The 13,862-nt window shown below is 65.9% G+C and carries 8 protein-coding genes; 4 read left to right on the plus strand and 4 right to left on the minus strand.

All coding sequences use genetic code 11. The features are described from left to right. Positions 1-12: 12 nt before the first annotated feature. Positions 13-2,634: a TonB-dependent receptor plug domain-containing protein gene (locus WC555_RS03910; protein ID WP_373251302.1), complete on the minus strand. Its 2,622-nt coding sequence runs from the start codon at positions 2,632-2,634 to the stop codon at positions 13-15. 293 nt (positions 2,635-2,927) lie between these two features. On the opposite strand from WC555_RS03910, the gene WC555_RS03915 reads away from it, so the two are divergent. Further along, positions 2,928-3,689 carry a TetR/AcrR family transcriptional regulator gene (locus WC555_RS03915; RefSeq protein WP_373251304.1) on the plus strand — a complete coding sequence of 254 codons (762 nt, stop codon included), beginning with the start codon at positions 2,928-2,930 and terminating at the stop codon, positions 3,687-3,689. On the opposite strand, the gene WC555_RS03920 is transcribed toward WC555_RS03915, so the two are convergent. The 3 genes from WC555_RS03920 to WC555_RS03930 form a co-directional block, all read right to left on the minus strand. Continuing rightward, the gene (locus WC555_RS03920) at positions 3,686-5,164 is read right to left on the minus strand and encodes an AMP-binding protein (protein WP_373251306.1); all 1,479 of its coding nucleotides are present in this window, start codon (positions 5,162-5,164) and stop codon (positions 3,686-3,688) included. The two genes, WC555_RS03915 and WC555_RS03920, sit on opposite strands and share 4 nt — an antisense overlap. Positions 5,165-5,346: 182 nt before the next feature. Next, positions 5,347-6,675: an Hsp70 family protein gene (locus tag WC555_RS03925; protein ID WP_373251309.1), complete on the minus strand. Its 1,329-nt coding sequence runs from the start codon at positions 6,673-6,675 to the stop codon at positions 5,347-5,349. A gap of 164 nt (positions 6,676-6,839) precedes the next feature. Continuing rightward, positions 6,840-8,084 carry an MFS transporter gene (locus WC555_RS03930; protein ID WP_373251310.1) on the minus strand — a complete coding sequence of 415 codons (1,245 nt, stop codon included), beginning with the start codon at positions 8,082-8,084 and terminating at the stop codon, positions 6,840-6,842. A 93-nt stretch (positions 8,085-8,177) separates the two neighbouring features. Here WC555_RS03930 and WC555_RS03935 point away from each other — a divergent pair, with 93 nt between their 5' ends. The 3 genes from WC555_RS03935 (at position 8,178) to WC555_RS03945 (ending at position 13,801) form a co-directional block, all read left to right on the plus strand. Beyond that, a complete protein-coding gene (locus WC555_RS03935) occupies positions 8,178-9,245 on the plus strand; it encodes a LacI family DNA-binding transcriptional regulator (RefSeq protein ID WP_373251312.1) in 1,068 nt (355 codons plus the stop codon). A gap of 97 nt (positions 9,246-9,342) precedes the next feature. Then, positions 9,343-10,779, plus strand: a complete 1,437-nt coding sequence (locus WC555_RS03940) for a glycoside hydrolase family 30 beta sandwich domain-containing protein (RefSeq protein WP_373251314.1) — start codon at positions 9,343-9,345, stop codon at positions 10,777-10,779. Between the two features lie 229 nt (positions 10,780-11,008). Next, positions 11,009-13,801, plus strand: coding sequence for a TonB-dependent receptor (locus WC555_RS03945; protein WP_373251317.1), 2,793 nt, complete (start codon positions 11,009-11,011; stop codon positions 13,799-13,801). Positions 13,802-13,862: the final 61 nt, after the last annotated feature.

Consider the following 13,862-nt stretch of genomic DNA (forward strand, 5'->3'; position numbering starts at 1 on the left):
CGTTCCAAGCGGTCAGAACGCTTTGCGAAGGTTCAGCGAGACGAAACGCCCGACCACATTGTAGGCGCCGCCGACGCCTTCATAGCCGGGGAAGAACGGCGGATCCTGATCGAAGACGTCATTCACCAGCAGGGCCAGCACCATTCCGTCGGTCGGGCCGTCAGCCGGCAGTGTCCAGCTGAAGCGCAGATCGACGGTCATGTAAGGATCGGACTCGTACGGGGCCGTTCCTCCTGCGGCCAGGCTGTAGTTGTTGGTCACGCCGTCCCGGTAGTTCACGAAGGCCGCCGCCGACATCGATCCCGCGTCCACGGCCAGTGACGCCCTGGCCGTCCAGCGGGACAGGCCGAGTTTCAGGACGTCGGATTCGGCGGCCGTCGGCGAAAACCGCGTGTGATAGTTGAGCACATAGTTGCCCGCCAGGCCGGCGGACACCGAACCGAAATCGGTCATCCAGCGATAACCGGTGTCGAAGTCCAGACCGTCGGTTGTGAGACTGCTCAGATTCTGGTTCCGCCGATCCACCACGAATATCGGGTTGCCGGCGATCGGGGCGCCGCCGCTCGGAATCGCGATGCCCAGCAGGGAATCAATGTCCGGGTTGCTCCCGGCGGCGTAGGAAGGATCATAAAAGACAAGTGCGTTCGCCAACACCGAATCCGCGAATACCTGCGGAAGCGTCGGCGAGGCGATCACATCGGTGTAATCCACATTGTAGTAGGTCAGGCTGGCGCGGAAGTTCGGCAGCGACGTCGGCGCGAGGTCGACGCCGAACGACCAGGTGGTCGCCTTTTCGGGCGCGAGGTCGGGATTGCCCCCCGACAGATAGATGGTCTGGACCCCGGCCAGAGACGCATCCAGCGCAGCCGCCCCCGCGGCGGCGGTATAGTAGGAGCCGATCGTCGCCCCGAGCTGGCGCAGCCCGGGCGCCCTGAAGGAGGTGCCGTAGGAGCCCCGGAAGGCCAGGCCTTCCATCAGCTCCCAATTGACGCCGACCTTCGGGTTCGTCGTCGATCCGAAGTCGCTGTAGTGGTCGAATCGGCCAGAGATCGACAAAGCCAGACTGCGCATCAGGGGCGCTTCGTTGCCGGCCCCGACGATCGGCACGAACAGCTCGCCATAGACCGCGCCGATATCGCGCTCCATGTTTTCGGAGACATTGAACGCCGGCGACAGATAGTAGCCGCGCTGCTCGAATGCTTCGTACCGGGCCTCGGCGCCGAGGGCGAATCGCATCTCGCCGCCGGGCAGGGTCAGCAGGGGACCGTCGAGTTTGGCGCCGGCGGCGCGGACTTCGTGCCGTTCGGTGATGTCGACGAAATAATTGTAGGCCAGAATCGCGTCGATCGTGCCTTGGGGGGTGTTGGAGCCAAACGGATCCAGATTGACGTCCGCGTAGGCCTGAAGCGCCGTTTGACTGAGCGCGAAGACGTAACTGTCGTTTTTCGCCCAATCCAGTGTTCCATAGACGGTCAGATTCAGATCGCGCGGCAGGTCGAAGTCGATCCCGAACGATGAGTTGCCGACCGCCTTGTCATTGGTGTTCGTGAAGTGGTCCGTCCCGAGGAGCTGACCACTATTGAAGTAGACAAACTCATGGATCGCGCCTGTCGGGCATCTGGCGTTTGGATTGGCGGTGAAGCCAGGGCAATACATGTAGACATAGACGTTCTGGGGCGCGACGCGAATGGCGTCGTGGCGATCCGAATACAGGACCTCGCCCCACAGCGTCGCCCAGTCGCTCAGGTCCTGACGAGCGGACAGAAATCCCGCGTGAATCGTCGAGGCCGGGAAAAGGTCCGCCCCGGCGCCGTTGTCGCAACGGTTCAGCGTGCCCGCCGCGCCGAACGAGTTGGTCGCGGCGTTGTACGCATACGGAACCGCATACGACGGGAAGGGATAGACATTCGGCGCGGAGCAGGCGTTCGGGCGCGAGTCCACGCCGCCCCAGGGTCTGTAATCCAGAACCCGATAATCACGCTCGCCGCCGGTGATATTGTCATTTTCAGAGTATTGGTAGGCCGCGAGCAAGGATCCGGTTCCCCAATCCTTGCCGAACAAAGCGCCGATGTTCCCGGCATAATAGTCGTCGGCGACGCCGTAGCTCGCGGAGAGTTCGACGCCATCGACATGCTGGCGGGTGATGAAGTTCACCACGCCGGCGACAGCGTCCGAACCGTAGATCGACGAGGCGCCGTCCGCCACGACCTCGATCCGTTCGACGGCCAGATTGGGAATGAGGGGATAATCAGGATTTGTCACCTGCACCCCCGCGCCAACGAGTCTGTGGCCGTTCATCAGCGGCAGGGTCGCGGTTGCGGGCAGACCGCGGAGGGCGGGTGCAAATGAACCCAGTCCCGGCCCCGTGCCGGCGCTCGTTTGAGGCGCGGTGTTGAAGCTGCTGAGCTGCGGGATGCTCGCGCTGAGATCGGGTGTGTTGGCGCCGCCTTGCGTCACGATGTCGTCGCGGGAGACGCTGATGAGATTCGAGCCGGTGGGTGGGACGCCCCGGATGCTTGAGCCCGTGACGATGACGTCTTCGAGCACATTTTCGGCGGTCTCGGGGGGCTGCCCCGGGTCCTGGGGCGCGGCGCTCGCCGTCTGGGCGTATCCGGGTTGAGCCGCGAGAAGCATGGCGGCGATCAACGACGCACCCGACAGCGCAATCTGCCGCGTGGTTCTGCAAGGTCTTGTCATGTCTTCCTCCCCTGATGGCGGTTTACCGCTCTGCCCCCGCCGCCCGTAACGGGTCGGTGATCGAGGTTCATTGATTTAGCACTAAGTGAACGAACGCCGTCAAGTTCATTTATTCAGCAGTAAATCAATCGCCCGTCATTCTTGACCCGTCCGCACCACTGCCCCATCGTCGATGTTCACCGGTGGAGCGAAGACGGCCCCTCCGGAACCACTAAGGAAAGTTACGGGCGATGGCAGGAGCGCCGAAACGCGAGGGGCGCCGGACGCGCGCCGAGCAGCGCGCCTCGACTGAAAAACTGATCCTCGACACCGCTGAAGACCTGTTCTCCCAGCTTGGCTATTTCGGTGTGACGATCAAGGATGTGGCCGACCGGATGGGAATCCATCCGGCGCTGATCCACTATTACCACGACGGGAAGAAAGCCCTGTTCGACGCCGTCTTCGAGCGACGGGTCGAGTATGCGGTGACGGCCCGGACGGCGGGCCTCGACGCCTATGAGGCGGAGGCGGGCGATCATCCCACCATCGAGGGCGCGTTGCGCGCCTACTACGACAGCGCCTTCGACGTCTACATCAACGGCGACGAGGGCTGGCGCAATTTCGGCCGCATCTTCGCCCAGGTGAATAACGCCCCCGGCTACGGCGCCGAGATGATGGACGCCTATTTCGATCCGCTGGTGCTCCGCCTCATCGACCTTCTGCACAAGGCCTCGCCCGACGCCCAGCCCGAAGACCTGTTCTGGAGTTTCCAATTCACCTCCGGCGCCTACACCCTGATCCTGTCGCGCACGGGACGGATTGATCGCCTGTCGGACAATCTGTGCACCTCCGACGACTTCGAGGCCGTTCGCGACCGGTTCGTGACCTTCATGGCCGGCGGCTTCGAGGCCCTGCACAGACAGAGACTGTCCGGAGGTGCGGCGCCTGCGCGAGCGGCGGCGACCAGACCGCCGAAGGCCCGAAAGACCGGGCGCAGCAAGCCCGGCGCCTAGGCTCCCGCCGTTTCCCCGACCGGGCCGTCGAGCCGGGCCTGGCGCAGCGCGGCGCGGCGCACCTTCCCGGCCTCGTCGCGAAGGGGTTCGCTGGTGAACTCTATGCTGCGGGGCAGTTTGAAGCGCGCCAGCCTTGTGGCGACGAACTCCAGCAACCCGGCCTCGTCCGGTTCAGCGCCCGCGACCGGCTGGACGATGGCGTGGACCCTCGCGCCCCATTCCTCGTCAGGAAGCCCGATCACCGCGCTCCCCTGCACGTCCGGATGCGCGTCGATGGCGGCCTCGACCTCCGCCGGATAGATATTGGCGCCGCCGGAAATGATCAGATCGTTGCGGCGGTCGGACAGATAGAGATAGCCCGCCTCGTCGACCGAGCCGAGGTCGCCCATCGTCTCCCATTCGCCGACGCGTTTCGAGTCGCTCCCGAGATACTGATAGGTCGAGCCGGGTCCGCCTTCGGGGCGGAAATAGACCTCGCCGACCTCGCCCGCCGGGAGCTCGCGCCCCGCGTCGTCGAGGATCTTCATCGCATAGCCGTCGCGCACCCGGCCGACCGAGCCGCGATGCGCCAGCCAGTCCGTGCCGGAGATGATCGTCGAGCCGATCCCCTCGGTCGTGCCGTAGTATTCCCAGACCCGCTCGCTGCCGAGCCAGTCGATCCAGGCGTCCTTGAGCCAGGGGGCGCAGGGGGCGGCCATGTGCAGCATCATCCGCAGACTGGGCAGGGTGAAGTCCGCAAGCGCCTCGGGCCCCAGCTGCCAGATGCGATGCATCATCGTCGGCACCATGGTCACCCAATTCACCTTGTGCGCCTCGATCAGCTGAAGCGCGCGGAGCGCATCGAACCGGCCCATTTCGATGATCGTGGCGCCGACGAACATGCCCATGGTGATGCAGTGGAACGGGGCGTTGTGATAAAGCGGCCCGGGATTGAGGATGACGTCGCCCGGACACTGGAGGAGAAATCCCTCTTCCGGATTCCACTGCGCGGCCATGGCGTCGACGATCACTTTCGGGCGCCCCGTCGAGCCGCCGCTGGTCATCGCCTTCCAGTGCGGCGAAACCACCTCGGGCAGGGGATCCATCGAGCAACTGTCCGGGATCGGCTGGCCCGCGGCGAGCGTCGCGATGCCGGGCGCCGGCGCCGAGCCGACGAACAGCCTCGGCCGAACGATGTCGAGGATGGCCTCCATCTCGGGGCGCGCGAGCTTGGCCGCGACGATGTTCGGGATCGCCCCGAGCTTCCAGAGGGCGAAGACGGTCTCGTAGAACTCCAGGCCGTTGGGAAGCGCGACGGTGACGAAGTCGCCATAGCCGGCGCCCTGCGCCGCCAGCCACCGCGCCCGGCGGTTCGCCCGCGCGTCCAGTTCGGCATAGCTGACGGCGACATCATCCAGCACCAGAGCCTTCCGAGACGGCGCTGCGCGCGCGTGGTGGGTCAGAATGGCGCTGAAAGCGACCTGTTGATCCGTCATGGCGGCAGCGTCTCCCTGACCCTCATCGACGCCCTCCTCCCAAAGCGAGGGTCGTCGCGACCACATTCACTAACTTAGCGCTAAATGAATGAAAAGGGCGCTGGCGCATGGCTGTCCGGAGCGACCGACAGCGCGCAAGCTGTCGGTCGGCTCAGCCCGGTCAGAATCGAGGCGGCGGCCCTTCAGCCCGACGATGATCGAGCTTCGCTCCAGACATCGAGGTTCGTCTCTCTCCCGATCAGCGCCAGGCCGGACGCAATGGACTCGAACTCGCCGCCCGTTTCGATCCGTTCCGGGCCGAACTGTCGATGGAAGATGTCTCGTACAGCGGGAACGAACGACGTGCCGCCGGTCAGAAATATCCGGTCGATCTGGTCGGACGCCAGGCCCGAACGATCCATCGCCTCGTCTACGGCGTCCTTGATGGCTGCAAGCTCAGGGGCAATCCAGCCCTCGAACTGCGTCCGGGTGACAGACCTCTCGATCCGGACGGATCCGGCGACGAAGGAGAAGGTCGCTTCCTCGTGGAGGGACAGGTCCATCTTCAGGGACGATACGGCCTGGTAGAGAGCATACCCGTGGTTATCATCGAGGATCTCGATCAATCGATCGAGTTTTTCAGGTTCCATCGCCGTGCGCGCCAAGGCGCGGATGTCGCGCATGTCCCTCGACGCCCGCAGCAGCGCCAGCTGGTCCCAACGCGCAAAGGCGGCGTAGTAGCGCTGCGGGATCGGAAGGGCCTTGCCGAACGTGCGGTACAGCCCGCCTTTCCCCAACTCCGGCGACACCAATTGGTCGATAATTCGATAGTCGAAGGCGTCGCCCGCCACGCCGACCCCCGACCGCGCCAGGGCGGTTGATCGAAGGCCCTCCGGAGATTGCTCGAAGCGAACGATGGAGAAGTCGCTGGTGCCGCCGCCGAAATCGGCGACCAGCACGTTCGCATCCGTCTCGAGCGTTCGAGCAAAGAAGAACGCGGCGCCGACCGGCTCATAGGCGTAGCGGATGTCGCTGAAGCCCAGGCGGGAGAAGGCGGTCTCATAGCGTTTCAGCGCCAACTGTTCATCGGGCGCGCCGCCGGCGAAGGTCACCGGCCGGCCGACGATGACGCGCGGAGGCAGGGTGGCCATCCCCTCCCCGCCATGATGGCGCAGACGCAGCAGAAAGGCGCTCAGCAGGTCCTCGAACTTGTAGCGCCGGTTGTCGATGACCGTGTCGGTGAAGGCGGCGCTGGCGGCGAATGCCTTGAACGACTGGATGAAGCGGGTCTCCAGGGCATCTTCGACGTAGGCGTCAATGGCCCAGGGCCCCGCCTCCACGATCCGCTCGGGTGGCCGGTCATCAACGGCGTGCTGGAGTTGAAAACTCAGCGTCGAGCGAAAGGCCGTCAGCTCACCCGTCGGCGCATCAAATCGGAGAATGACGGCCTCACCATCCGCACCGGCGATAGCGACGACAGTGTTGGTGGTCCCGAAGTCGATACCGACCGTCGGCGAGATTCCATAGGTCATGCACGAGGCTCCGAACGGTGGGCGGCGTTCCTAGCGGAAAATTCCCGACAACGCTCGATGATCAAGCAGACGGATCATCGGCCCACGTCCGTGACTCGAACCGCAGGCGCCCAGCAGGCGTTCCCGTCTCGTCCGCGAAAGGCGCATAGGCGGGAATCGTCGGACTAGACTGAAATTTCCATGACTGCCCGATCCAGGGCCAGTAAGAGCGCGGCTGCGGTCGCCGCCACGCCGGCCGCGACAAAGACCGCCGAGAGCGGCAGGCCCAGGGCGAGGAGCATGGCGGCGCACGCGGGCGCGAGGCTCTGGGGCGCAGCAACGGCCATATTCATCACGCCCAGGTCCCGACCGGCGCGCCTGCGGTCGGGCAAGCTCTCGGCCGTCATGGCCGCCACGCTCGTGGCGTGTACGCCGTGGCTGGCGCCAAACAGCAGCTGGGCCGTCAGGAGGCCCGTCCAGGTCGGCCAGCCGACCATCATGACAAACGCCAGAGCCATGCCTGCGCAGCCCGCGACGACGAACACCCGCCGACCCCGCCATCGATCGGAGAGGGTTCCGGCCGCGAATCCGCCAAGCGTCGCCGCCAGGGTGGAGACGAGGAGCAGAACGCCGAACGCATCGAGTGCTGACCAGCCCGCCGGAATCGACCGCGTCGGCAGTTCCTGCACCCAGAACAGAAGATAGAGGGTGTTGATCGCCACGGCGCTCTCGGCGAGCAGGCGGGAGGTGAACAGGGCGCGGAAGCGACCGTTCCGAAGGGCGGTCGGGGACAGGCGGAACGGCGCCGCCGGCCCCTCCGGCGGCGGCTCGCGCAGCCGGAGCGCGAAGGGCAGGATCAGAACGCCCGCGGCCAGCCCCACGACCGCGAACTGGGCGTCGGTCGACCCGGCAAGCCGGCTGACCACCAGCACTGTAAACAGGTTGGCCAGCGGCAGCGCCGCCCCGGCCCAGGCCGAGATCAACCCCTTCTGCTTATCGGGCACCAGATCGGGCACGAGCGCCGTAAGGGGCGCGTAGAGGGCATTCACCGCGATCTGGAACACGATCACGCCCACGACGAGGTGGACTGGAGTCCGGGCCAACGCCAGCAGGGCGAGGCTGACCGCCACCATGACCATGCCGGTCAGGATCCAGGGCCGGCGCCGGCCGAAACGGCTGCGCGTCCGGTCGCTCAGCGCGCCGAACAGAAGATTGGCGGCTACGGCCGTCGCCCCTCCCAGCATGGCGGCGAGACTGAGCAGCATCGCGCGGTCGGCGGCGCCGATCGCGCCGGCCTTTTCGGGCAGAAGCAGGCTCAGCAAAGGGATAAAGCAGACAAACGCGCCCGTCTGGGCGGCGCCGTATCCGAGGATGAACCATTTCGAGCGCCGGGACGGCGGCGCGTCGGCCTTGGGGGCGGCGTCGATCATGGCGGCATATGACGTCGCCGCGTCCGCGCCGTCGAGCTATTGAAAGGCCGGGGGCGCGGGCCCATCGTCGTCGCAGGTGCGAGGGAGCGGAATTTGACGGCCAGAAAACCGACCATCGACGACGTCGCGCGCCACTCCGGCGTGGGTCGAACCACGGTCTCACGCGTGCTGAACGGCGGGCCGAACGTCCGCGACGAGGTTCGGAGGCGAGTGCTGGCCTCGGTGGAGTCGCTGGACTACCGCGTCAATCCGCAGGCCCGGTCACTGGCGGGCGGGGGCGGCGGCATGCTGGCCCTGATCCTGGCGTCCGACCTGGAGGCCGAACCGAACTCCTTCTACGCCTCGGCGCTTGAGCTGGGGGCCCTGCGGGAGTGCCTGTCTCTCGGGTACCAGCTCTTGACCGGTCACGTCCCGCCGCAGAGCCCGGACCGTCGACAGCAGGTGCTGGAGCTGATGACCGCCCAAGGATGCCGCGGCCTTATCCTGACGCCGCCGTTCGCAGACGACGTGACCCTGATCGAGGAGATTCGCGCGCGCGGCTGCGAGGTGGCGACAATTTCTCCCGGCGGGCCGGGCCGTTCGGTGGCCGACGGCGTCGGCATCGACGACGAGGCGGGCGGCCACGATATCGCGGAGCACCTGCTGCAGCTCGGCCACCGCCGGTTCGCCTTCATCAGCGGGATCGAGGGCCACCTGTCCGCCGAGCAGCGCTTCGACGGCCTCAAGCGCGCGTTGCGGGAGCATGGGCTTGATCCCGACGACGTCGAGATGGCGCGGGGCGACTTCACCTTCAGGTCGGGAAGCGTGCTGGCCGCGCGTATGCTGGATATGCCGAACCCGCCGACCGCCCTCATATGCGCCAATGACGACATGGCCGCCGGAGCGCTGTCCGTCGCGCATGGCCGGGGACTGAATTTGCCGGACCAGCTGTCCATCACCGGTTTCGATGACACGCCGGTTTCGTCGATCGTCTGGCCGCCGCTGACGACGGTGCACCAGCCGCTGAAGGACATGGGCCGCGAGGCCGTCCTGGCGCTGACCCGCCGGCTGGGCGGAAGCGGCGCGGGGGCGCCATGGAGCTTCATGACCCTGCCCCACGCCGTGGTTCCCCGGGGATCGGCGGGACGCCTTCTGCCGCAGTTGGTCATCGCCGAGGCTTGACAGAAGGCTGGGGACCGGGCGCTTATTGGAAGCGCTTCCAACGCGCTCGATAGCGACTTCCGACGAACGGAAGCGTCACCCTCTCAGGGAGGACACGGTGATCGAGATCTCAATGCTGACGAGGCGTCTGGCCTTCAGCGCCACGCTGGCGGCCCTCTGCCTGGGCGGCTGCGCCGGCGTTCCCCAACCCGCGCCGGCCGCGACGGCGCGCGTCTGGATGACGTCCGGCGATCGCAGCCGGCTGTTGAGCGAACAGCCCGCCCTCGTCTTTCGGGCCGCCGCCGGGGCTGACGGCCCGGTCATCGCCGTCGATCCGGCGGTGCAATATCAGACGATGGTCGGATTCGGCGCGGCGGTCACCGACGCCTCGGCCTGGTTGATCCAGACGAAGATGACGCCGTCGGCGCGCGACGCCCTGATTCGCGACCTGTTCGGGCGCGAGGACGGCGGACTGGGCTTCAGCTTTACCCGGGTCACGATCGGCGCCTCGGATTTCTCGTTGGATCACTACAGCCTGGCGGACACGCCCGATCCCGATCTGGCCGGCTTCTCCACGGCGCGGATGGAACAGTATGTCTTCCCGACCGTGCGGCAGGCGCTGGCGGTCAATCCGGACCTCAAGGTCATGGCGTCGCCGTGGAGCGCGCCCGGCTGGATGAAGACGACCGGCTCGATGATCCAGGGCCAGCTGAAGCCGGAATACTACGGAACCTATGCGGACTATCTGGCCCGCTACGTCCGCTCCGCCGCCGACCATGGCGTGCCCACCGACTATCTGAGCATCCAGAACGAACCGGATTTCGAACCGGACTCCTACCCCGGCATGCGCTGGGGGCCGGAAGGCCGGGCCGAGTTCATCGGCCGGAACCTGGGCCCGCGGTTCCGGGCGGCCGGGATCGGGACGCGGATTCTCGACTGGGATCACAATTGGGATCATCCCGAACAGCCGCTTGGCGTCCTCGCCGATCCCGTCGCCAACGCTCATGTCGCCGGCGTCGCCTGGCATTGCTATGCTGGCGACGTCGCAGCCCAGAGCCAGGTGCGGGACGTCCATCCGGACAAGGATGTCTTCTTCACCGAATGCTCGGGCGGGAACTGGGCGGCTGACTTCTCGGACAGCTTCAGCTGGACGATGAAGGCGCTCATCATCGGCTCCACCGATCACTGGGCGCGCGGGGTTCTGATGTGGAACCTCGCCCTCGACGAGAACCACGGGCCGCACGCCGGCGGCTGCGGCGACTGCCGCGGCGTGGTGACCATCGACAGCCGCACCGGGGCGGTCGAGCGGAACCAGGAATACTATGCCTTCGGCCACGCCAGCCGTTTCGTTCGGCCGGGCGCGCGGCGCGTCTCATCGCTCGAGCCGGAGGGCCTGCAGGGTGTCGCCTTCGTCAATCCGGATGGCGAGCGCGTGCTGATCGTTCTGAACGAGGCCGTCACGCCGGTATCGTTCAGCATCCGCGAGGCGGGCCGGCAGGCGTCGGCCATCCTGCCCGCCAGAACCGCCGCCACCTATGTCTGGCGGGGCCCCTGACAGCCGGCGAAATCAAAGAACGCTGATCGGGATTGCGGCCGGCGAGCAAATGGGATAGCAATTGGAAGCGCTTCCAACCACGGTCAGGAATGATCTCGGCGGGGGGCCCAAAAATAAAAGGGACGACCGGCCACAGGCCGGCGCCGGGGAAACAAGAGGGGTCTACATGCGAAGCGATTTTGCAGGCGTTCGTTCGTCCGGATCCATGTGGAGGACAAGGACGGCCCTGATGTCATCGGTGGCTGCGCTGGCCATCGCCCTGCCCGGTGCGGCGCTGGCTCAGGATGGCGGGACGCCACAGGACCCCGACGCGACCCAGCTCGATGAAGTCATCGTCACCGGCATCCGGCGCGGGATCGCGGATTCGATCAGCATCAAGCGTGACGAGACCTCGCTCGTCGAGGCGGTCTCGGCCGAGGATATCGGCAAGCTGCCGGACGTCTCGATCGCCGAGTCTATCGCCCGCCTGCCCGGCCTCGCGGCCCAGCGGGTCAATGGCCGCGCCCAGGTGATCTCCATCCGCGGCCTGGCTCCGGACTTCACCACAACCCTGCTCAACGGCCGGCAACAGGCCAGCTCCGGCGACAACCGCTCGGTGGAGTTCGACCAGTATCCATCCGAGCTTCTGTCCAGCGTCGTGATCTACAAGACGCCCGACGCCGGGATTTCGGGCATGGGCCTGTCCGGCACCGCCGACCTGCGCACCGTGCGTCCACTGACGTTCCAGGAACGCGCTATCGCGGTCAACGTCCGGGGTGAGCTTATCGAGGGCGATGCGCTCAATGATGACGTCCGCAACTACGGCGGTCGCGCCTCGATCAGCTACATCGACCAGTTCGCCGACGGGACCTTCGGTCTCGCGCTGGGCTATGCGCACCTCGATTCCCCGTCGCAGAATCAGCATTACAAGGCCTATGGCTATGAGGCCTTCGGCTTCGCCGTAACGCCTGACAGCGCCGATGACGCCCTGATCCTGAATGGCCAGGAGTTGTTCGCCACCTCGCGCCTGAACACCCGCGACGCCTTCATCGCCATCGCCGAATGGCGTCCGAACGACCGCCTGCACAGTATTCTCGACCTCTACTATTCAAAGTTTGACCAGGAGGAGACGACGCGCGGCGCGCAGTGGTTCTCCAACGGCTGGGCGGACGGGGCGACCTTCACCAACGTCCAGACGGAACAGCGCGGCGGCTCGACCTTCGCCCGCAGCGGGACCCTGAACGGCGGCGTGCCGATCATCCGCAACGATTACAATACCCGTGAAGACGAGCTGTTCTCCGTCGGCCTGAACAACGAATACCAGATCGACGACGTCACTCGCGTTCGGGCCGACCTCTCCTATTCGAGCAACATCCGGGACGAACAGATCCTGGAGACCTACGCCGGCTACGGCCGCGGCGTCGGTGGTGTGACGCCGGGAACGCCGGACGTGGGTCGCACGCTCGACACCATCACCTTCGAGGTGAACGACGACGGCTATCCGACCTATTCAGAAGGCCTGAACTACGCCGACGCGGGCCAGGTCTCGTTAGGCGACCGGGCGCCCTGGGGTGGCTGGGGCCACGACGGCGCCATCCGTTTCCCGCACGTCGAGGAAAGCATCTACGCCATCGACCTGAGCGCAGAGCGCGACCTCGACGGCTTCTTCACCAGCGTCTCGGCCGGTGTGAATTTCGCAAACCGCGACAAGATGAAACGGGTCGATGACTTCGACCTGTTCCTGAAGAACGGGCGTCAGCAGGTTCTGGTCGATCCACAATATCTCGAGACCCCGACCTCGCTGGGCTACGCCGGCTTCGGTTCGGTTCTGTCGGTGGACCTGTCCCGCGCGCTGGACGTCTATTACGATCGCGCGCCCATCCTCGACGCCAACTATTTCGACAAGAACTGGGACATCGAAGAACGGGTCACGACCTTCTTCGCCAAGGCCGACTTCGAGGGCGGCCGCTTCCGCGGCAACATCGGCCTGCAGGTCGTCCAGCAAGAGCAGGAGTCGACCGGGGTCGTTATCAACGGCCTCGAGCCGGGACAGCCGATCGTGCCGACGTCGGTCACAAAGGGCGCCGACTATACCGACGTTCTGCCCAGCCTGAACCTGATCTATGATCTGGGCGGCGGGCATCGCCTGCGCTTCGCGACGTCCAAGACCATGGCGCGTCCCCGGATGGACGAGATGCGCGCGAATGTGACGCCGGGCTTCAACTCCCTGGTCTGCACCGGCCAACCCTGCACGCCGGGCCAGACCGTCAATCCATGGTCCGCCAGCGGCGGCAATCCCGAACTCGAGCCGTGGCGGGCCAACGCCTATGATCTCGCCTACGAATGGTACGTGAACTCCACGACCTATTTCTCGATCGCCGCCTTCTACAAGGAGCTGGAGACCTACATCTACCAGCAGACCGGAACCTTCGACTTCTCCGGCATACCCCTGCCCAGCACCGCCTCGGCGATCCCTGCGGGCGTGCTGATCAGTCCGATCGGCCAGATGACCCTGCCGGCCAATGGCGACGGCGGCGTGGTTCAGGGCCTCGAGGTCAGCGGCGCGCTGAACTTCGGAACGATATGGGAGCCGCTCGACGGCTTCGGCATGACCGGCAGCATCTCGTTCACCGAGTCCGACCTGAACCCGAGCCCGACCGGCGACGAGGTGCGGATCCCCGGCCTGTCCGGCATGGTCTACAATCTCACCGGCTACTACGAGCGCAACGGTTTCCAGGCGCGGATCAGCAAACGCTTCCGCGAAGCCTTCAAGGGCGAGGTGGTCCAGTTGTTCGCGACCCGCGGCTACACCGAAATCCTCGACGATGAGCAGGTCGACGCCCAGATCGGCTACACCTTCCAGTCAGGGCAGTTCGAAGGGCTAGGCCTGCTGTTCCAGGTCAACAATCTGACCAACTCGCCCTATCGCACCCGTCTGGGTCTGGACACCGGCGGCACCACGACGGCTGACGGCGGAGCCCTTCCGGAGACCTACGAGGAATACGGTCGCCAGTTCCTGTTCGGCATCAACTACAGGTTCTAGGGCGGGCCCGGCGCCGGCGCGATCTTCACGGCCCTCGCGGGGGCCATCCTCCAACGTGAGT

This window comes from Brevundimonas sp. (assembly GCF_041648615.1).
GTDB lineage: Bacteria > Pseudomonadota > Alphaproteobacteria > Caulobacterales > Caulobacteraceae > Brevundimonas.